Raw genomic sequence first — 20,489 nt, 5'->3', positions numbered from 1 at the left:
CCGCGCTGCTGTCGGGGGGCCGCCCGCCCCCCCCCCCGGGGGCGGCCGCGCTCCCCCCCCCCGTAACCCCCCTACGCCCGCCCCCCGCCGCCCGCCCCCCCCCCCGCCGGGGGGCCCCGCGTCCGGCGTTCGCGGTCACTCGATGAGGGCCTCGGCGGCGTCGACGAGGAGCTCGTCCATCTCCTCCTCGGTGAGGGCCTGGTCGATGTCGTCCCTGCCGATCGACATGGCCGCGACGAACACCCCGCCGGGCAGGTGCAGGAGGGCGCCGCGTCCGGTGTCGACCTCTCCCATGTCACTGATCTCCAGGAGACCGCCCAGCTCGCTCGCCCGGTCGGTCAGGTACAGCTCCCGGTCCTGTGACTCGGCCACGACCTCGTAGTTGTCCTCGATGTCGGGCATGTCGGCCAGCGTGAAGCCCTCCGAGTAGACCAGGTTCACGCCGTTCTGGGCCTCATGGCTTCCGAAGAGGCAGCGGATCCCGCCCTCATCGGTCGTCTCCTCGTTGACCCGTTCCACGTCGGCGGGCTGGTAGTGCCGTACGACGTCGAGGGCGCCCGCCGCGTCGCAGTCCTCGGGGAAGGCGAACTCCGGCGAGGCCTCCTCGGCCTCGGTCGTCGGCTCCTCGTCCACGGCGGCCTCCTCCGTCGGGGCCGTCTCCTCCTCGGGGACGGACTCCTCTCCGCCACAGGCCGTGAGAGCGAAGGTCACGGCGGCGGTGAGGGCCAGGAGGCGTGCGGGGCGGTGGGGCATGTCGGTCCTTCGATGTCGGGGGAGACCTCGTTCCTCCCCTACGATCCCGCCCGTCTCCGCCCCGTTCGATGACGTGGATCACCACCCGCCGCCACCCGGGCCCGCCGTTTCCGGCTCCTCCGGCTACCGTTGACGCGTGGCAAGGGACGGAAGAACCAACATGACAGCGGGCGCGCTCGCCCGACGCGGTTTCGGTGACAGCGTCCGGGCCTTGAGCCTGGTGACGGCGGCCGGGTTGGACACCTCGGACGACGTCGACGTCATCGGCGCCCTCGGTGCCGCCGCCGACCCCGATCAGGCCCTGTTGGGTCTGGTCCGGCTGTTGGAGACCTCTCCCGACCCCGACGAGGTGCGCTCCGCCCTGCGCCGGGAGTCGGATCTGAGGGAGCGTCTGTGCCGGGTGCTGGGGGCGGGCACGGCCCTGACCGACCACCTGGTGCGCCATCCCGAGGACTGGCGGGAGCTGCGCGGCGCCGACGCCGCGCGCACCCCCGAACCGGAGGAGGCGCGTCGAGGGCTGCTGCACACCGTCGGCGCCCATCCCGACGACGAGGCCCCGGTGGCCGACCCCGCCGTGGTGGAGGGTGACGGGGCGGATCCCTCCGCGACCCTGCGCCATACGCTGCGGGTCGCCTACCGCCGCCGTCTACTGCGTCTGGTCGGGCGGGACCTGACCGGGGTGAACTCGGTCGAGGAGGTCGCGGCCGAACTCTCCGACCTGGCCTCCTCCCTGCTGGACGCGGCGTTGGCGGTGGCCCGGTGGGAGTCCCCCGAGGACGCGGCGCTGTGCCGGCTGAGCGTGATCGGCATGGGCAAGTGCGGCGGGCGGGAACTGAACTACGTCAGCGACGTGGACGTCGTGTTCGTCGCCGAACCCGTCGGTGACGCGGACGAGCAGGCGGCCCTGCGCGCGGCCACCGGGCTGGCCACCGCGATGATGCGGATCCCGGCGGAGACCGACGCCGAGGGCACCCTGTGGGAGGTCGACCCGGCGCTGCGCCCCGAGGGCAGGAACGGCCCGCTGGTGCGGACCCTGGCGAGCCATGTGGCCTACTACGAACGGTGGGCCAAGACCTGGGAGTTCCAGGCCCTGCTCAAGGCCCGTCCGATCGCCGGGGACGTCGCCCTGGGGCGTGCCTACGGCGAGGCGATCTCCCCCATGGTGTGGGAGTCCTCCGGGCGCAAGGGCTTCGTGGAGGACGTCCAGGCGATGCGGCGCCGCGTGGTGGCGCACATCCCCACCGGCGAGGCCGAACGGGAGCTGAAGCTGGGGCCGGGCGGCCTGCGCGACATCGAGTTCTCCGTACAGCTCCTCCAACTGGTCCACGGACGCACCGACGAGCGGTTGCGTTCGGGCAACACCCTGCGCGCGCTGACGGCCCTGTCCGAGCACGGCTACGTGGGGCGCGGCGACGCGGCCGGACTCACCGAGGCCTACCGTTTCCTGCGCCGCACCGAACACCTGTTGCAGTTGGAGCGGCTCCGCCGGACCCACCTGATGCCCGATCCGGACAGCCCGGACGGCCCCGCCCGGCTGCGCGGTCTGGGACGGGCCCTGGGCTTCACCGCCGACCCGGTCCGGGAGCTGACCGAGGCCCGTAAGCGGGTGTCGGCCGAGGTGCGGCGTCTGCACGAGAAGCTCTTCTATCGGCCGCTGCTCAACGCGGTGGCCAAGCTTCCCGAGGGCGAGGCGCGGCTCTCCCCCGGACAGGCCGAGGACCGGCTGGGCGCCCTGGGGTTCGCCGATCCGCGCGGGGCGCTGCGGCACCTGGAGTCGTTGACGTCGGGGATCTCTCGAAGGGCGGCGATCCAACGCACCCTGTTGCCCGTGATGTTGGGCTGGTTCGCCGACTCCCCCGATCCGGACGCGGGCCTGTTGGGGTTCCGCCAGGTCAGCGAGGCGCTCGGCACCACCCCGTGGTACCTGAGGCTGCTGCGCGACGACGTGCGGGTGGCCGAGCGGATGGCGTGGCTGCTGGGGACCAGCCGTTACGTGACCGAACTCCTGCTGCGCGCCCCCGGGTCGGTGGCGACGCTGGCCGACGACGCCGATCTGCGGAGCCGTCCGCCCCGCACACTGATGGCCGAGGCGGACGCGGCGCTGCGCCGCTACGACACCCCGGAGGAGGCGGTGTCGGCGGTACGCGCCCTGCGCCGCCGGGAACTGCTGCGCACGGCCTCGGCCGACCTGCTCGGGGTCTCCTCCGTGGAGGAGGTCGGTTCGGCGTTGACCGATATCGCCGCCGTGACCATCGACGCCGCTCTGCGCGCCGCCTACAAGAAGGTGGTGGCCGACTTCGGGGGCGAGGAGCTCACCCGCGTGTGCGTGGTGGCCATGGGCCGGTTCGGCGGCGGTGAGCTGACCTACGCCAGCGACGCCGACGTGATCTACGTGCACGACCCGTTCCCCGGGGCGGACGGCGGCGAGGCCACCCGTCAGGCGATGGCGATCGTGCGAGAGCTCGCCCGGCTCCTGGAGATACCACAGGCCGAGCCGCCGTTGAAGCTGGACACCGATCTGCGTCCCGAGGGACGGAGCGGGCCGGTCGTGCGCACCCTGGACTCCTACGCCGCCTACTACCGGCGCTGGTCCCAGGTGTGGGAGAGCCAGGCCCTGCTGCGGGCGCGTCCGATCGCCGGCGACCACGGACTGCGTTCGGCCTTCCTCGCCCTGGTGGATCCCCTCCGGTATCCGGACGGGGGGATCGACACCTCGGCGGTGTTGGAGATCCGCAAGTTGAAGGCGCGCATGGAGGCCGAGCGGCTGCCGCGCGGGGCCGACCCGACCCTGCACACCAAGCTGGGACGGGGCGGGCTCTCGGACGTGGAGTGGGTGGCGCAGTCGCTCCAGCTCCGTCACGCCCACGAGCATCCCGACCTGCGGACGACCGGCACGTTGGAGACGCTGCGGGTCGCGGTCGCCCACGGTCTGTTGAGCGCCGAGGACGGCGTGGTCCTGGAGCGGGCCTGGCGGCTGGCCTCCCGCGTGCGGGGCATGGTGATGCTCGTACGCGGACGCCCCGGCGACTCGCTCCCCTCCGACCTGCGGGTGCGGGCCGCGTTGGGCGAGGCCATGGGCTACCGCGACTCCTCGGACGACGACGAGAGCGACGTCGAGGCGGAGGGGCCCGCCGAGCAGTTGACCGAGACCTACCTGCGCGCCACCCGGCGGGCCCGCGCGGTGATGGAGCGGGTCTTCTACGACGACTGAGGGCGGGCGGGGAGGACCACCGTGACGAGGAGTCCTCCCCCGTGGCGCGCCTCCAGGGTCAGGGTGCCGCCGTGGACGTCCACGACCCGGGAGACCAGGGCCAGTCCCAGACCGTGTCCCTCTCCGTCCCGGCGGGTCCGGCCCTCTCCTCGCAGGAAGGGTTCGGTGAGCCGGGCGACGCTCTCCGGTGACAGCGTCGCCCCGGTGTTCTCGGTGCGCAACACGGCCGAACCGTCCCGATCCCGATCGACCGAGATCCTCGCCCATCCTTCGCCGATGTTGTGCCGCAGCGTGTTGCGGATCAGGTTGTCGGCCAGCCGCAGCAGCAGTTCGGCGTCTCCGGTCACCGGCGCGGCGCGAAGGTCGGATCGCAGATCGACGCCGCGCCGCCGGGCCTCCTCCGCTGCCTCCTCGACGGCCCGACCGACGGGATCGGCCAGGTCCAAGGGGCGGGCCGCGGCGGTGACGGCGTCGACGTCGGCCAGCCGCAGCAGCGCCTCGGTGAGGTCGACCGCTCGGGCGTTGACCCTGGACAGGCGCTCGATCAGGGCGGGGTCGTGGCCGGGCTCTCTGCGGGCCACGTCGAGCATGGTGGCGGTGATCGCCAGCGGGGTGCGCAGTTCGTGCGAGGCGTTGGCGGCGAACCTCTCCTGGACGGCGAAGGCGTCCTGGAGACGGTCGAGCATGTGGTCGAAGGCGTCCGCCAGCCGACGGAACTCGTCGTCGGGCCCTTCCAGGCGGATCCGGTGGTCCAGGCCGCCGGCGGCGACGGCGCGGACCGCGGCGTCGATGCGGCGTAGTGGCCGCAGCACCCAGCCGGCCAGAAGCCAGCCACCGCCGAGACCGATGACGGCCAGCGCGGCCAGGACCCACAGTGAGACGTCCACGAGGGCGGAGAGGATCTCCCCTCGGGAGGTGATCCCGACATCGGAGAGGCTGGGGTCGGAGCTGGTCAGCGGGTAGTCGGGGATGAAGCGGACGACGACGTAGACGCCGACCAGGATCGCCGCCCCCGCCACGACCAGGAACGCCGCGTAGCCCAGGGTGAGACGGAGACGGGCGCTGACCGGCAGCCCCGGACGCCGGGGCGCCCGGCTCATCGTTCCCGCTCCGGGTCGACCAGGCGGTAGCCGGCACCGGGGACGGTGACGATCGGGTCCGGGTCGCCCAACACCCTGCGCAGGTGCGAGACCGCGACCCGGGGCGCGGTGGTGAAGGGGTCGGCGTGCTCGTCCCACACCTTCTCCAACAGGGTCTCGGCGGTGACCACGGCCCCGTCGGCGCGCATCAGCAGTTCGAGGACGGCGAACTGTTTGCGCGGCAGCCGCAGGGGACGACCGCCCCGGTGGGCCTCCCTACGGTAGGGGTCCAAGCGCAGGTCGCCGCGATGGAGCACCGGATCGACGGCGGTGGCCGGGCGGCGGGCCAGGGCGCGCAGACGCATCACCAGTTCCTCCAGGGCGAACGGCTTGGTGAGGTAGTCGTCGGCCCCCAGCGAGAAACCGTCGACCTTGTCCCGCAGCCGGCCCGCGGCGGTGAGCATGATGATCCGGGTTCCGGGATGGTCGCGGACCAGGACGGCGCACACCTCGTCGCCGTGGGTCCCGGGGATGTCCCGGTCCAGGACGACGGCGTCGTAGTCGTTGACGGCCACGCGCTCCAACGCCCGGTCTCCGTCGAGCGCGATGTCGGCGGCGATGGCCTCCTGGCGCAGACCCGCCTGGAGGGCCTCGGCCATGTAGGGCTCGTCCTCGACGACCAGTACGCGCATGCCGTGTCCTCCCTCGTCGGCGGCCTCCCCGGCCGCCCGGTCCCGAGTCTAGGGACGCACCCTGTTGCGGAAGTGTTGCGCGATCACTCGACACGGACGCAACGCCCCTCTTGATGGTCTGGCCCCGCACGTCGGGCACCGGCCCGGCTCCGAACGAAGGGGGAGACCCGTGGGTGCGGTACACCGTCGGACGATGATCGCGGCCCTGGCGGCCGTGTTGGCGGCCGGAGGCTGCGCGGCCCCGCCGGAGGGCGTCGAGGGCGGCGGTGCCCTGCTGGTGCTGCCGGGACCGGTGGGCGGATCCGACGAACCGACCGAGGCCGACGGGTACGTTCCGGTCGGCGAGGGGCTGGAGGTCGACGCCGACGTCCCCGCGTTGACCGGACTGGATCCGAGGCTGCTGGCCGCGGTGCGAGAGGCCGCGGCGGACGCCCTGGACTCCGGGGTCGACGTGGTGATCGTCACCGGGGGCTGGCGGAGCGAGCGCTACCAGGAACACCTGTGGGAGGAGGCGCTGCGCGAACACGGGGACGAGGAGGAGGCTCGCCGGTGGGTGGCCGCTCCCGACGCCTCCTCCCACGTCCACGGGGACGCCGTGGACATCGGGTACACGAACGCGGCGGACTGGTTCTCCCGCTTCGGGTACGAGTACGGGCTCTGTCAGACCTACGCCAACGAGATGTGGCACTACGAGCTGACCGTCGACCCCGGGGAGCCGTGCCCGCCCCCGCTCGCCGACGCCTCCGAGGAACGCGGAGGCGCCCCCGACCACGAGAATCGAGGGCGCTGAGGGGGCGTGGATCAGCCGCGACCCCAGGTGACCGCGGAGGCGGGGCCGACCCGGTTGTCACCGGGCTCCCAGTCGGCGGTGCCGTCGGTGTCCACACGGACGAGTTTCCACTCGGCGTCGGGGGCGATGTCGACGTTCCCCCGCCACTCGGGATAGGTGTCGGCGTCCGTGCTCAGGCGCACCCCGTTCGCGGGCTCCCAGGAGCCGAGTTCGGGGGTCGAACCGACCACGTGGACCTCCTGACCGGGACGGGTCTCGACGGTCGCGGTCAGGGTCCCCGGCTCGCCGGGCCCCTCTCCCCCGCCGTCGCACCCTTCCTCGCACTCGCCGCCCACGTGCAGGGCCAGGGCGCCCTCGGCGGGAACGGTGGCGGTGACCCGGCCGTCGGCGACCGTGGCGGTGCCCGGGCCGGCGGCGTTGTCGTAGGCGCCGTCGGGCAGGGAGGTCGGGGCGCTCAGCGACCAGGCCTGACCGGAGGCGTTGAAGGCCGCGAAACCGGTCTCGCCCCGGTCGAAGGCCACGCGCGCCGACCCGTCGCGCAGGCGCTCGGTCAGGTCGGTGCCCTCCACCGCGTTACGGAAGGAGACCATGCCGGCGACGGTCTCGTTCCGGTGCTCGCAGACCCAGTCGCTCCCCGAGCAGTCGCTGTCGGCGGTGATCCATCCGGCCGGGTTGCCGTCGACCTCGCCGACGCTGGGCGGCCCCTCGCTCACGTTGCCCCGGAAGTCGTAGCTCGACATCACCACGGGCGTTCCGTAGGGGTGGGCGAGCATGAAGGCGGTGGCCAGGTGGTAGCGGTCGCCATCGAGGTAGGTGAGGGTCGGCTCGTAGCGCTGGGTGTCGTGGTTGTCGACGAAGACCACCGACTCGTCACCGGTGAGACCGCCGAAGTCGGGCATCGAGGTCAGGTCGGCGATGTTCCCGTCGGCGAAGGACGACGCGAGATTGCGCTGGTGATCGAAGTTGGTGACCTGACCGTAGGGCGTGTACGCGGTGTAGGGGATCGTCTGGTCGCCGTAGACCTCGTGGTAGACGCGCGGGGCGCCGCCGAAGCCGGGGACCTCGTCCAAGGCGCCGATGATCGCGCCCATGTCGTCCTCGGGGACGTGCTTGGAGGCGTCCACGCGGAAGCCGCCGACCCCCAGGGCGACCAGCCCGTTGAGGTAGCGGACGATCTGTGCCCGGACCTCAGGGTCACCGGTGTTCAGGTCGGCGAGTCCGAGGAGCTGACAGTTCTGCACCTCCTCCTTGTCCTGCCAGTTCTCGATCGTCTCGTAGCAGGGGCCGAAGTCCTCGTAGGTGTAGGAGGCCTCGCCGTCGCCGAACAGGTCGGGGTATTCGTACAGTTCCCAGTCGGTTCCGGCGCTGCCGGGGCCCTCGTTCTCGCGGGGGCCGGTCATGTGGTTGATGACGGCGTCGACGTAGATCCGGACACCCTGGTCGGCACAGGTCTCGACCATGTTCCGGAACTCCTCGGCGGTGCCGCGCCGGGTGTTGTCGATGCGGTAGGACACCGGCTGGTAGTCCTGCCACCAGGGGTGGTTCCCGCCTTCAGCGGTCGGGACGACCACGTGTTCCTGGGGCGGGGAGACCTGGACGCCTCCGTAGCCCCGCGGACCGAGGAAGTCGACGCACTCCGCGGCGACCGAGTCCCAGTTCCATTGGAAGAGGTGGACGATGGTGTCGCCGGCCTCCTGGGCCGCGGCGGGGGTCGGGGAGGGCGGTGCCGCGTCGGCGGCGGCCGTGGCGGGGGCCGTCAGCAGGCCGGTTCCCAACAACACGGCCGCGGCCAGGGCGCCGAGCCGGGGTGTTCTCATGTGCGCTCCTTGGGGGTTCCGCGGTGGGGACACACCACCCCACCGTCGTTCTCTTGCAGTACTTGCAAGAGTTTGCGTGAGCGTGACGAAGGTAACACGGAGATCTCCCCCTGGGAACCGCCCTTCACCTCCCCTTCATCCGCGCGATACCGATGACCTCAACGAAAACACACGCAAGTTTTCCGCAAGATGTCAGCAAAAGGAGCCGGCGCGAAGGCACGAAAAAGCCGGGGGCGGGTCGGAATCCGACCCGCCCCCGGCGAAGATCCGGCCAGGACACTACCGGTGCCCTCGGCTCCTACCAGAAGACCGCCACGGCGATGTTCAGGACGGCGAGCGCCCCGGCGGTGATCGCCAGGTTCTTCGCGGGCTTGCGCTGGTTGAGCACGGCGATCACGACGACCGTCAGGGCGACGACCAGCTTGACCCCGATCTTGATGTGGTTCATCTCCGCCACGTCGCCCATCTCGGCGACGCCGACCAGCAGCAGGCCGGTGACGAACTGGAGCAGGGAGCTGTGCAGCATGACCTTGGTGGCCTTGACGTTGTCGGTCATCAACTGCATCAGGAAACCGGCGATGATGCCGGCCAGGCCGATCATGTGCAGGAAGACGAGCACCGAGTAGAGAATGTCCATGCCGACACACTACTACGCGTTGTAGTTTTCACGTCCGCCACAGCGTCCCCCATGACGTAACGAATCGGACACCCGTTCAGGCGCGGCGGGCGGCGGGGCCCCACTGGCGCCAGAACATCCACGCCAGCAACATCAACGCGCCCGCGCCCATCGCGCGGATCATCGTGTCCCGGTCGAACACGTCGCCCACCCGGGAGAACATCGTCGGCTCCGCGATCAGGAGCGTCTCGCTCGCGCAGGCCGTCGGTTCCTCGTCCCGGTCCAACAGCAGACAGGCCGTGCTCACCGCCCTGGCGTCGGCCGGCGCCGTCTCGGAGACCCGGACCCGCACGGTGCGCACGGCCTCCTCCCCCGCGGGAAGGTCGATCCGCCAGTTGGCGACCCCCTCCTCCAATACACCGTCCTGGCCGACCTCCACCACCTCCAGCGGGGCGGGAACGTGCTGGGCCAGGAGGGCCCCCTCGGCGCGTTCGGCCCCGTCGTTGGTCACCGTCGCCCGGTAGACGAACTCCTCGCCGGGCATCGGCGAGGGAGCGTCCCCGGACAGGGCCACGCTCGTCGCCTCGGCACCGGACTCCGAGGGCGTCGCCTCCGAGGAGCCCCCCTCGCCGTCCGCCGCCACCGGGGCGGACGACAGCAGAAGGACGGCCGCCACCCCCAGGACCGCGCTCGCCCTCGCGCGCCCCGATCCCCGCGCGTCGACGCGCCCGCCACCGTTCCCGAAACCGTCCGGCGTCATCCCGTACCTCTCTGGTATCCACGCTGTGACACCAACAGACAACTACGGGTCACGCCGTTCCAGGGGGTGGTGACACGCCCCGCACCTCTATCTCGATGGACCGGGCCCCCTGGTGGCCGACCACTCACCGTGAAAACGGGGGTCATAATGGCCGACATGCCCCTCATATCAGGAAAGGCCACCTGTTATGCCTCTGCATGATGGGTGGACCCGGGGGCTCGGGGTGTCTTAGGAGATCTCACGGAGGTCTTAGACGGGGGCGCCCGGCTCACGGATCGCGCCCGCGGAAAGCGGTATTTCTCCCCATGTGGCCCCGGGGTTCTCAGCGGCATCGTCGTGAGCGGGTCGGAAGAGCACCGATCCCGCGACATCCGAGGGGGACCCCATGACCTATGACGACCTTCGTTCCGCCAACGCCCACGCCCTGCGCGACGAGCGTCTCCGCCAGGCCGAACTCGCGCGGCGCGCCCGTCGACTGCGTGAGCAGGAGAGGCGTGACCGCCGTCGCCCGGAACGACGGACCCGGAGAGCATAATGGGCGCCATGCCCCTTATCTCCGACATCAGCCCTGTCTTCGTCGGCCGCCGGGACCAGCTCCGTCTCCTCGCCGACCAGGCCGAACGGGCCCGCTCCGGCGGCTCCGAGACGCTGCTGGTCGGCGGCGAGGCCGGGGTCGGCAAGAGCCGTCTGGTCTCCGAGTTCGTCGAGACCCGGACCCGGGGCGCCGTGTTCGTCGGAGCCTGCCTGCAACTGGGCGAGGACGGACTGTCCTACGCCCCCTTCACCGCGGTGCTCCGCCAGGTCCTGCGCGACCTCGGCCGAGAGGTCTTCGAGACCGCGGCCCCGGGAGGGATCGGCGAGTTCGCGCGGCTCCTGCCCGAACTGGGCGAGGCGCCGCGGGACCGACGGGAGAACCGGGGCATCCTCTTCGAACAGCTGTTGCGCCTGTTCGGCGGTCTCGGCGGGGAAGAGGGCGTCACCATCGTGTTGGAGGACCTGCACTGGGCCGACGGGGCCACCCGCGACCTCCTGGTCTTCCTCGTCCGCAACCTGGACCGCCCCGGCGTACAGATCATCGGCACCTACCGCAGCGACGATCTGCACCGTTCCCACCCGCTGCGCCGTCTCCTGCCCGCGCTCGAACGCCTGCCCGGGGTCGGACGGATCCATCTGGAACCGCTCACCCGGGAGGAGGTGGCCGCCCAGGCCCGGGCGATCCGGGGCGACGATCTCACCCCCTCCCAGATCGACTCCCTCTACCGGCGCAGCGAAGGGGTCCCCCTGTACGTGGAGGCCCTGGCCTCGGCCGAGACCTGCCCGACCGAAGAGGACCCCGACCTGCCGGACCACTTCCGCGACCTGCTCCTGGAACCGCTCCACCGGTTCGACGAGACGGCCTGGAGCGTCCTGCACGCGGTCGCGGCGGGGGCCATCGGCGGCGGTGTCGAACACGAGACGCTCTACCACGCCGTCGGTCTCCCCGAACGGGAACTGGAGGCGGCTCTGCGCGTCCTGGTCGACGCGAACGTGCTGCGCGCGGGGCGGACCGACTACCGGTTCCGGCACGCCCTGCTGCGCGACGCCGTCCACGGGGAGATCCTCCCCGGGCCGCACGCCCGCCTCCACCTGCGGTTCGCCCAACTGATCGACGAGTATCCCGACACGGTCCCCTCGGAGCGCCGCGCCGCCGAGCAGGCGCACCACTACCAGGCCGCCCACGACCTGCCGCGAGCGCTCCAGGCCGCCTGGTGGGCGGCGGTCCGGGCCGGGGAGGCCCTGGCCTTCGACGAGGAGCTGGCCATGGTGGAACGGGTCCTGGACCTGTGGGACCGGGTGCCCGACGCGCGGGAACGGGTCCAGAACCGCTCCCGTGCCCAGGTCGTGGACCGGGCCGCGGGCGCCGCGTTGGACTCGGGACGCCCGAAGCGGGCCCTGGAGCTCTTGGACACGGCCCTGGCCGAACTGCCCGAGGAACCCGAGGACGATGAGACCCGCATGCTCAGGGCGGTCCTGCTCCGCGAACGCGGCCAGGCCCTGTCCCAGGGGGTGCGGGACGGTGGGCTGCCGGACCTGGTGCGCGCCCTGGAGATGCATCCGCCGCATATGCCGGGGTACGCGCGGCTGTTGGCCGCTCTCGCCAAAGAGAGCCGTCTGGCACGGGCCGACCGCGAGGAGACCCCCGACCAACGGCTGCTGACCCGACTGCTCAGGGCCGGGCTCGGCCCCCGCGCGCTGGCCGAGCGTGCCATAGATGTGGCCACCCGGGAGGAGACCGCCGATCCCCGGGGAGAGGTCGACGCCCTGATCGTCCTGGGCGGTCTGCTCATGGAGGAGGGCGACGTCGAAGGGGGCCGCCCGCTCATGGAGCGGGGCACCCTGCGCGCGGTGGAGCTGACCGACCCGATACTCGAAGCGCGCGGCGCGGGCAACCTCGGCCACCATCTCCGAGAACTGGGCCGGCACGAGGAGGGGATGGAGGTCCTGCGGAGCTCCCTGGCCCGACACGATCGGCTGGGCTGGGCGTCGGTGCACCGGGCCTTCAACCACCAGAACGTGGCGGAGATCCTCTTCGAGATGGGGCGTCTGGGCGAGGCCCGGGAGCTGTCCGACCACACGGTGACCGCCGCGACCGAGCGGGTCCGGGTGCACTGCGTCCTGACGGTCCAGGCCCGCGCCGCGGCGGCCCAGGGCGACCTGGAGGCGGCCCGTCGGGCCACGGGGCCCAAGGGAGATCGGAGCATACTGAACGCCCATCGGATGAACGTCCTTCAGCTGCACGCCCTGGCCGCGGTGGACACCTCCCTGGCCGAGGGCGATCCAGAGGAGGCGCTGGACCTGTCCCGGACGCTCCTGGACCGGACGGCCCTGGAGAGGTTCCCCGGCTACACCTGGCCGTTGCTGGAGGCGATGGCCGAGGCCGCGCGCCAGGGCGACGATCCGAAGGTGGCCGAGCGGGTACTGCGGGTGGCGGAACGGACGGACGTGGTCGGTTCGATCATGCCCGCCTATTCCGCCTCGATCGCCGCCCTGGTCACGGAGACCGTGGGCGATGACGCGGGTCCGCTGTGGAAGGGCGCCGTGAAGGCGTGGGAGCCGCTTCCCATGCCGCTGTACCTGGCCCGGGCCCGGTTGCGCGAGGCCGAGGTCGGCGCCGCCCGCGATCGTGATCTGGCGATGTGCCGGGTGCGTCAGGTGTACGCGACGGCCGTCGAGTGCGGGGCGTCCCCCTTGGCGGCCTCCGCCGAGGGGTTGGCGCGCAGGCTCGGGGTCGGGGTCTCGGACGAGGCCCCGGCCCCGAGGACGCCGGCGGGGTTGACCGCCCGTGAGACGGAGGTGCTCCGGCTGCTCGCGGAGGGCGCCACCAACGCCCGGATCGCCGAGGCCCTGTTCATCTCGCCCAAGACCGCCAGCGTCCACGTCTCCAACATCCTCGCCAAACTCGACGTCCCCAACCGCGCCACCGCCGGAGCCCACGCCCGAAGGCTCGGGGTGGCCTGACTCACCCGGCGCCGTCGCCGTCGGAGGACGGGGCGTCCAGGACGATCCCCTCCACGACCCGGGCGACCAGGGTGTCCAGGTCGCCCTCGGGCGCCAGCACCCCCGGCAGGGTGAGGTGTTCGGTGACCATCCAGTTCAGGGCCAGGTAGAGGATCAGGACGGTGTCGCGGCCGCCCGGCATCCTCGATTCCTCGTGGAAGGCGATGTTGGCGTCCAGGTCGGCGCGGACCCGCGCGGTGAGGTCACGGCGCAGATCGGGGCGGCGGGTGGCCTCCAACTGGAGTTCCAGGGTGGCGAGGTAGACCTCGGGGTCCGAGACCATGCGCGTGATCGTGGCGCGCATGACCTCGACGAGCTTGGCGCGGTCCCGGGGGCCGACCAGCACGTCGTCCCACTCGGCCTGTCCGGGCATGAAGCGTTCGTAGGTGCGCACGCTCGTCTGGGCGAGCAGGTCGTCGCGGTCGGCGAAGTAGTTGGAGGCGGTGCCCGCGGGCACCCCCGCCCTGGTGTCGACCGCACGGAAGGTGAGTCCTCGGGCGCCCTCCTCCGCGAGGGCCGCGATGGCGGCGTCCAGCAGCGCGGCGCGTCGTTCCGGGTTCCTGACCATGGTTCTTCCTCTCCTCGGGTCTTTTCCGTTGCCAAACCACTATGCATGGAGTACTTTATCCGTAGTACTTCAACCATAGTGGTCAACCGGCCGCGGAAGTACCCCTTTCTCTCAAGGAGATGTATGCGAACCCTCACCTACTTCGTCGCGGTCTCGATCGACGGCTACGCCTGCGGGCCCGACGGCTCCTACGACTTCTACGAGGCGCCCGACCCCGGCGGCGACCTCGGGGACAACGGACGTTTCCACGTCGAGGAGTACCCCGAACTCCTGCCCACCGCCGCACGCGTCCACCTCGGTCTGGACGTGCCCAACAAGCACTTCGACACCATGCTCCAGGGCCGCGGCTCCTATCGGATCGCCCTCGACGAAGGCATCACCAGCCCCTACAACCACATGCGCGAATACGTCTTCTCCCGTTCCCTGCCCACCGACATCGATCCCAACGTCACCATCGTGGCCGGCGACCCCCTGGAGACCGTTCGCGAACTCAAGCGAGAGGACGGCCCCCTGGGCATCTGCGTCGTCGGCGGCCCCCGCATCGCCGGCACCCTCCTGCCCGAGATCGACGAACTCATGATCAAGCGCTACCCCGTCGTCGCGGGTCACGGGCGCCCCCTCTTCGAGGGCGCCGCCTTCGACCCCGCGCGCTTCGCACGGGTCGAGAGCCACACCTTCGAGGGCGGGGCCGACTACACCCTCTTCCGCCGGATCACACCCGAAGCGCCTTGAGCGGCGCGGCCCCGCCCCACCGGCTCGCGGACCGCGCACCGCCCCCGAGGACGCCCTCGGCACGGTGTGGTCCGCGAGCCCTCGATCAACGGTCATAATGCGTGTGCGGGGGGACGGACCGGGCAGGACGCTCGGGAAACACCCCGGAAACATCCGCACGGCAGACTGGTTCCGGACGACGTGTCCGGTAGGGCTCCAAGGTCGACGGACCGGAACCGGGGCCGACCGGCATCGAGGAAGGTTGATCGTGAATCGACAGCAGGAATTCGTGCTCCGCACGCTGGAGGAGCGCGACATCCGGTTCGTGCGGCTGTGGTTCACCGACGTGCTCGGGTACCTCAAGTCCGTGGCGGTGGCACCGGCCGAACTGGAGGCCGCCTTCTCCGAGGGCATCGGTTTCGACGGGTCCGCGATCGAGGGGTTCGCCCGGGTCTACGAGGCCGACATGCTCGCCCAGCCCGACCCCGGCACCTTCCAGGTGCTCCCCTGGCGCAACGAACCGCACGGCACCGCTCGCATGTACTGCGACATCCTCATGCCCGACGGTTCGCCCTCGCCGGCCGACCCGCGCCACGTGCTCAAGCGTCAGCTCGGCAAGGCCTCCGATCTGGGCTTCACCTTCTACACGCACCCCGAGATCGAGTTCTACCTGCTCAAGAAGTTCCCCGAGCACGGAGAGTTCCCCGAACCGAACGACTCGGGCGGCTACTTCGACCACACACCGCACAACAGCGCCCACGACTTCCGTCGCAACGCGATCAACATGCTGGAGGCCATGGGCATCTCGGTGGAGTTCAGCCACCACGAGGGCGGCCCCGGCCAGCAGGAGATCGACCTGCGCTACGCCGACGCGCTGACCACCGCCGACAACATCATGACCTTCCGACTGGTCATGAAGGAGGTCGCGATGGAGCAGGGCGTGTACGCGACCTTCATGCCCAAGCCCTTCACCGAGTACCCCGGCTCGGGCATGCACACCCACCTGTCCCTGTTCGAAGGCGACCGCAACGCCTTCTACGAGCCCGGCGCCGAGTACCAGCTCTCCAAGGTGGGGCGCGGGTTCATAGCCGGACTGCTGCGACACGCCGACGAGATCGCCGCCGTCACCAACCAGTGGGTGAACTCCTACAAGCGGCTGTGGGACGACCCGGCGGCCTCCGCCGGCATGGGCGGCGAGGCGCCCGCCTACATCTGCTGGGGTCACAACAACCGGTCCGCCCTGGTCCGGGTGCCCATGTACAAGCCGGGCAAGTCCAACTCCAGCCGGATCGAGATCCGTTCGCTGGACAGCGCCACCAACCCCTACCTGGCCTACTCGGTGATCCTGGCCGCCGGGCTGAAGGGCATCGAGGAGGGGTACGAGCTGCCCCCGGGCGCCGAGGACGACGTGTGGGCGTTGACCGACGCCGAGCGCAGGGCGCTGGGGATCAGGCCGCTCCCGCAGAGCCTGGACGAGGCACTGCGTCTGATGGAGAACAGCGAGCTGGTGGCCGAGACCCTCGGCGAGCACGTGTTCGACTTCTTCCTGCGTAACAAGAAGGCGGAGTGGAACTCCTACCGCCGCCAGGTGACGCCCTACGAGCTACAGCGCTACCTGCCCACCCTCTGAGGTCGGTCTTCGAGGCCCCGTCGAACCCGTTCGGCGGGGCCTCGGCCGTGTTCACCCGAGCCCGAGTTCGCGGGCCTTGGCGGCCGCCGCCGTCCGGTTGTCCACGCCCAACTTGGCCATCAGGTTCGTGACGTGCACGCTCACCGTCTTGGGCGAGATGAACAACGCCTCCCCCACCTCACGGTTGCTCAGCCCCCGGGCCACCTCCACCAGCACCTCCACCTCACGCGACGTCAACCCGGCCGGCGGAACCGCGCGTTCCGGAGCGGAGGCGGTCAGGGCGGCCCGCATCCGCTCGATCCGCCCGGGAAGACCGAGCCCGGTGCGCCCGTGCAGTCCCTCGACGCGCTCCAGCATCTCCCGCGCCCGGTCCCTCCGTCCCAGGGCGAGCAGATCGCGGAAGGCCCCTGACCAGGCGTCCATCCGGGTGATGACGTCGGCCCGCTCCGCCAGGGGCAGGGCCCGTTCCCAGTGTTCGAGCGCCGTGGCCGGGTCGGTCTCCAACCATCCGAGGGCCAGGTGCCGTCCGAGCCGGGCCGCCGGCGTGGTCGGTCGGTCCTCGCGTTCCAACACCTCCAGCAACAACCCGGCCAGCCTCTCCGCGAGCTCGGTGTCCCCGGGGTCGGCGCGGTTCCGCAGGAGGTCGACCAGTTCGGCCCATACGAACAGGTCGTGGTAGGCGTGGCGGGTGTTGCCGATGAGCCCGATGTCCTCCTCACCCTCGAAGGACAGGCGCGCGGCCTCGGCCGGTCGGGGCTCCGGGCCGTTCACCAGCAGGAGCATCCGGCCGTGGTAGTGGGTGAGGTACTCCATCGCCGAACTGCGGTCGCGGGGCAGCAGACGGACGAACGTGGCCAAGGCCCTCTCGACGCCCTCCCAATCGCCCCGCGCCATGTGGATCCGGATCATGAGCCCCTGTCGGCGGGCGGCGATGAGGTCCTCATCGGCGGGATGGTCGGCCAACACCCGCTCGGCCTCCTCGACCCGGCCCAGGGAGATCAGGTAGAGGGCGACCCCGTTGGCGTAACCGCCGCCCTGACTGCGCAGGATCCCGAGATCGGCGCAGCGCTCCAGGATCTCCCACGACAGTTCCAGGCCGCGCTCGATCTCCAGACGCCGATGCATGTTGCTCGCCAGGTTGTTGAGTCCGCGCAGCTCCACCTGGACCTCGCCCGTCTCCCGGGCGATCCCGATCCCCTCACGGAGCAACTCCTCCGGCTCGTTCGAGTCGACCGCCTCCAGCAGGGTGCCCAGGGTGACGAGGGCGTCGGCCTCGCTCGCCCGATCGCCGACCGACCGGGCCAGGCGGACGGCGGACCGCGCGGACTCCTCCGCCTCCGTCTCGAACCCCTGGAGCATCAGCACCGAGGCGGTGGCGGCGGTGATGGCGGCCTGTTCGACGTGGCCCTCCGGCAGGAGCCGGGCGGCGGCCCGCAGGTCGTCCAGGGCCGCGGTACGGCCCAGGTCCTTGTAGGCGCGGGCCCGCGCCACCAGCAGACGGGCGGACGTCTCGAGGTCGGTCTCCGGGTCGAGGTCGGCGAGCCCCTCGGTGGCGTGGTCGACGGCGCGGCGCAGGTCACCGGTGACCTGCGCGGCCAGGCAGCCCCGCAGCAGGACCCCGCTGCGGGGCAGGGAGAGCCGTTCGGCGGCGTCGGGCACCGATTCCCACAGTTCCAGGACCCGTTCGAGCAGATCGAGGTGTTCGGGGTGGGCCGCCGAGACGAGCGCCCGTTCGGCCGCCTCCCAGGAGGCGACGAGGGCGCGTGGATGGTCGTGCGCCGCGTAGGCGTGGTGGGCCAGGTGGAAGGCGGTCGTGGCGCCGGACAGCCCGGGGACCCCCGCCTCCAGTGCCTCGGCGTAGCGGCGGTGCGCGCGGATCCGCCGTCCGGGCAGCAGATCGCTCTCGACCGCCTCCGCCAGCAGGGCGTGCCGGAACACGTAGCCGGTGTCGGTCGCGGTGAGCACCCGGGCGTCGACCGCCGGACGCAGGGCCTCGTCCAGCTCGTCCTCGCCGATCCCGGAGCGTTCGGCCACCGCCGAGAGAAGGGCGTGGTCGACCCGGTCTCCGGCGACCGAGGCCAGCCCCAGGACCTCGCGGGTGGTGTCGGGAAGGGGCTCGACCCGGCGCATGAGGAGTTCGCGCGGCCCGTCGGGGACCCCGGCCCCGTCGGCGACGCCCACGAAGGACTCGACGAACAGGGGGTTGCCGCCGCTGCGCTCGTGGATCAGGTCCAGGTCGGTGCCGCTGAGCGGGGATCCGCCCAGCGCGGCGGCCTGTTCCGCGACCTCCTCCCGGGAGAGCGGGCCCAGGTCCAGTCGGGACACTCGGGGCAGCCGTTCCAGCTCGGGCAGGAGGGGCCGTAGCGGATGGGTGCGGTGCAGGTCGTCGACGCGCACCGAGATCACGAGGTGGACCGGAACGGTGTGCAGGTTGCGCAGCAGGAAGACCAGCAGGTCGCGGGTGGAGGCGTCGGACCAGTGCAGGTCCTCCACCACCAGACCGAGTCCGCCGGGGCGGGCACGCTCCTCCAGGAGGGTCAGCACCGCCTCGAACAGCCGGGCCCGCCCGTTGTCGTCCGTCGAGGGGAGACCGTCTCCCCCGGCCTCACCCGGGAGCAGACCGGCCAGCCCCACGTCGTCGAAGGGCCGTTCGCCACCGCGTGACAGGGCGCGGACCAGGGCGGTGAAGGGGGCGTAGGCGATGCCCTCCGTCCCCAGCTCCAGGCAGGCCCCCAGAGCGGTCCGCTCCACGGGGGTGCGCTCCAGGTACTCGGTGAGCAGCCGTGACTTGCCGATTCCGGCGTCGCCGCACAGCAGGGTCGTCCGGGTCTCCCCCGACAGGGCCCGCCGGGCGTCGGTGAGGAGATGGTCCAGGTGGCGTGCGCGGCCCACGAAGACCGAGCTCTCGGAGGGGGACATAGAGGTCAGTATGCCCGGAACGGGGAGCGCCCGGTCGAGTGTCGGGGCTCGGTTCCGTACCGTTCCCCGGCCGAAGTCGGCCATTCCCGGAGGCGACGGATCGGGCGGCCCCGCAGCGGGGCCGCCCCCGCGCTCACCCCTCGCCGAGCCAGAGGTCGGGGCCGAAGACCTCGTAGTGGACCCGACGGGCGGGGAGGCCTCCCCGGAGCAGGCCCGCCCGGACCTCGCGCATGAACGGCAGTGGGCCGCACATGTAGACCTCGGCCGTCTCGGGGATCTCGATCGGGTCCAGGTCGAGGGTTCCGGGGCGGACCTCGATGCCGTCGACACCCGCGTCCCCGTGGTCCCGTTCGTACCAGGTGTGCCCCTCGGCCCCGGGCAGACGGTCGATCAGCTCGGCGATCTCCTCACGGTGGGCGTGGTCGAGGGGTGAGCGGTCGGCGTGCAGGACCACGACGCGGCGCTCGGCGCCCCGTTCGGCCAGGTGGTTCAGGATCGCCACCATGGGGGTGCAGCCGATCCCGGCGGAGATCAGCACCAGTGGGTGATCTCCGTCGGCCGGGGTGACGTCGCCCGCCGGCGCGGAGACCATGAGGGTGTCGCCGGGGGCGGCGGTGGCGTGCAGCAGGGTGGAGACCTCGCCGGAGGGGCTCCGTTCCCCGGCGCGCAGACGCTTGACGGTGATCCGGCGGCGCTCCCCGTTCCATCCGGAGACGGAGTACTGGCGGGCCTGGTGGACGCCGTCGGGCATGAGCGCCCGCACGCTGACGTACTGGCCGGTCAGGAGGTCGGGGGCGGGTCCGTCGTCCCCCGGCACCAGGGTGAGGGAGACCGCGTCGGGGGTCTGTTCGCGGCGTTCGGTCACCGTCCAGGGGCGCCATACGTCGCGACCGGTGTGCCCGGATTCGGCGTACAGGCGCGCTTCCAGGGCGATGAGGGCCCCGGCCATGAGCCAGTAGACCTCGTCCCACGCGGCGACGACGTCGGGGGTGGCGGCCTCGCCGAGGGTGTGGGCGATCGCTTCGAAGAGGTACTTGTGCACGACCACGTACTGGTCCTCGGTCACTCCGAGGGAGACGTGCTTGTGCGCGATACGGGACAGGAGGGCGTCCGGGCGTTCGTCGGGGTGGTCGATCAGGGCGGTGGCGAAGGCCGCGATGGACCCGGCCAGGGCCCGACGCTGCTCACCGCTCGCCTGGTTGCCCCGGTTGAAGAGGCCGTCGAGGAGCTCGGGGCGGTCGCCGAGCATCGTGTCGTAGAAGCGGGAGGTGATCGCGTCCAGTTCCTGGGCGACGACGGGGATGGTGGCGCGGATCGTGGCCGCGGACTCGGTGGAGAGCACGCTTCCTCCTAGACCGGGACGGGTGTTCCCGGCAGAGATAATTGGTATCTGAAATGCATATTAA

Annotated in this window: 15 protein-coding genes; 6 read left to right on the top strand and 9 right to left on the bottom strand. The window is 71.6% G+C overall.

The window, feature by feature from the left end:
• Positions 1 to 135: 135 nt before the first annotated feature.
• Positions 136 to 753 carry a hypothetical protein gene (locus U9J66_RS23965; protein ID WP_326338824.1) on the bottom strand — a complete coding sequence of 206 codons (618 nt, stop codon included), beginning with the start codon at positions 751 to 753 and terminating at the stop codon, positions 136 to 138.
• A gap of 160 nt (positions 754 to 913) precedes the next feature.
• Between U9J66_RS23965 and U9J66_RS23960 the strand changes: the two genes are divergently transcribed.
• Positions 914 to 3,964, top strand: coding sequence for a bifunctional [glutamine synthetase] adenylyltransferase/[glutamine synthetase]-adenylyl-L-tyrosine phosphorylase (locus tag U9J66_RS23960; RefSeq protein ID WP_017535096.1), 3,051 nt, complete (start codon positions 914 to 916; stop codon positions 3,962 to 3,964).
• Here the strand turns inward: U9J66_RS23960 and U9J66_RS23955 are convergent.
• On the bottom strand, positions 3,952 to 5,064 hold the full coding sequence (locus U9J66_RS23955; protein WP_326338823.1) for a sensor histidine kinase: 1,113 nt from the start codon (positions 5,062 to 5,064) through the stop codon (positions 3,952 to 3,954). The genes U9J66_RS23960 and U9J66_RS23955 overlap by 13 nt on opposite strands.
• Positions 5,061 to 5,735, bottom strand: a complete 675-nt coding sequence (locus U9J66_RS23950) for a response regulator transcription factor (RefSeq protein ID WP_326338822.1) — start codon at positions 5,733 to 5,735, stop codon at positions 5,061 to 5,063. Before U9J66_RS23950 ends, U9J66_RS23955 begins: the two co-directional genes overlap by 4 nt.
• 169 nt (positions 5,736 to 5,904) lie before the next feature.
• Between U9J66_RS23950 and U9J66_RS23945 the strand changes: the two genes are divergently transcribed.
• On the top strand, positions 5,905 to 6,525 hold the full coding sequence (locus tag U9J66_RS23945; RefSeq protein WP_026125092.1) for a D-alanyl-D-alanine carboxypeptidase family protein: 621 nt from the start codon (positions 5,905 to 5,907) through the stop codon (positions 6,523 to 6,525).
• Positions 6,526 to 6,536: 11 nt separating this feature from the next.
• Here U9J66_RS23945 and U9J66_RS23940 read toward each other — a convergent pair whose 3' ends face one another.
• From U9J66_RS23940 to U9J66_RS23930, 3 genes are all read right to left on the bottom strand, one after another.
• On the bottom strand, positions 6,537 to 8,342 hold the full coding sequence (locus U9J66_RS23940; RefSeq protein WP_326338821.1) for a carbohydrate-binding module family 20 domain-containing protein: 1,806 nt from the start codon (positions 8,340 to 8,342) through the stop codon (positions 6,537 to 6,539).
• A gap of 298 nt (positions 8,343 to 8,640) precedes the next feature.
• The gene (locus tag U9J66_RS23935) at positions 8,641 to 8,979 is read right to left on the bottom strand and encodes a hypothetical protein (protein WP_014909896.1); all 339 of its coding nucleotides are present in this window, start codon (positions 8,977 to 8,979) and stop codon (positions 8,641 to 8,643) included.
• A 76-nt stretch (positions 8,980 to 9,055) separates the two neighbouring features.
• A complete protein-coding gene (locus U9J66_RS23930) occupies positions 9,056 to 9,718 on the bottom strand; it encodes a DUF11 domain-containing protein (RefSeq protein ID WP_042283731.1) in 663 nt (220 codons plus the stop codon).
• Between the two features lie 385 nt (positions 9,719 to 10,103).
• On the opposite strand from U9J66_RS23930, the gene U9J66_RS23925 reads away from it, so the two are divergent.
• Positions 10,104 to 10,253 carry a hypothetical protein gene (locus U9J66_RS23925; RefSeq protein ID WP_017535089.1) on the top strand — a complete coding sequence of 50 codons (150 nt, stop codon included), beginning with the start codon at positions 10,104 to 10,106 and terminating at the stop codon, positions 10,251 to 10,253.
• Positions 10,253 to 13,216 (top strand): helix-turn-helix transcriptional regulator, encoded by a 2,964-nt coding sequence (locus U9J66_RS23920; RefSeq protein WP_326338820.1) that lies wholly within the window; start codon positions 10,253 to 10,255, stop codon positions 13,214 to 13,216. The genes U9J66_RS23925 and U9J66_RS23920 overlap by 1 nt, the downstream gene beginning before the upstream one ends.
• Position 13,217: 1 nt before the next feature.
• On the opposite strand, the gene U9J66_RS23915 is transcribed toward U9J66_RS23920, so the two are convergent.
• Positions 13,218 to 13,823 carry a TetR/AcrR family transcriptional regulator gene (locus U9J66_RS23915; RefSeq protein WP_017535087.1) on the bottom strand — a complete coding sequence of 202 codons (606 nt, stop codon included), beginning with the start codon at positions 13,821 to 13,823 and terminating at the stop codon, positions 13,218 to 13,220.
• A 123-nt stretch (positions 13,824 to 13,946) separates the two neighbouring features.
• Between U9J66_RS23915 and U9J66_RS23910 the strand changes: the two genes are divergently transcribed.
• Entirely contained in the window at positions 13,947 to 14,555 is a 609-nt protein-coding gene (locus U9J66_RS23910; RefSeq protein ID WP_017535086.1) for a dihydrofolate reductase family protein, read from the top strand.
• 247 nt (positions 14,556 to 14,802) lie between these two features.
• Positions 14,803 to 16,164 carry a glutamine synthetase family protein gene (locus U9J66_RS23905; protein ID WP_014911719.1) on the top strand — a complete coding sequence of 454 codons (1,362 nt, stop codon included), beginning with the start codon at positions 14,803 to 14,805 and terminating at the stop codon, positions 16,162 to 16,164.
• Between the two features lie 51 nt (positions 16,165 to 16,215).
• Here the strand turns inward: U9J66_RS23905 and U9J66_RS23900 are convergent, their stop codons facing one another.
• Both U9J66_RS23900 and U9J66_RS23895 read right to left on the bottom strand, forming a co-directional pair.
• Entirely contained in the window at positions 16,216 to 19,083 is a 2,868-nt protein-coding gene (locus U9J66_RS23900; RefSeq protein WP_326338819.1) for a helix-turn-helix transcriptional regulator, read from the bottom strand.
• A gap of 133 nt (positions 19,084 to 19,216) precedes the next feature.
• Positions 19,217 to 20,425: a globin domain-containing protein gene (locus tag U9J66_RS23895; RefSeq protein ID WP_326338818.1), complete on the bottom strand. Its 1,209-nt coding sequence runs from the start codon at positions 20,423 to 20,425 to the stop codon at positions 19,217 to 19,219.
• Positions 20,426 to 20,489: the final 64 nt, after the last annotated feature.

This window comes from Nocardiopsis sp. LDBS1602, assembly GCF_035818715.1.
GTDB lineage: Bacteria > Actinomycetota > Actinomycetes > Streptosporangiales > Streptosporangiaceae > Nocardiopsis > Nocardiopsis alba.
The sequence above is the reverse complement of the archived record's forward strand: the minus strand, read 5'-3'. Positions and strand labels throughout refer to the sequence as shown.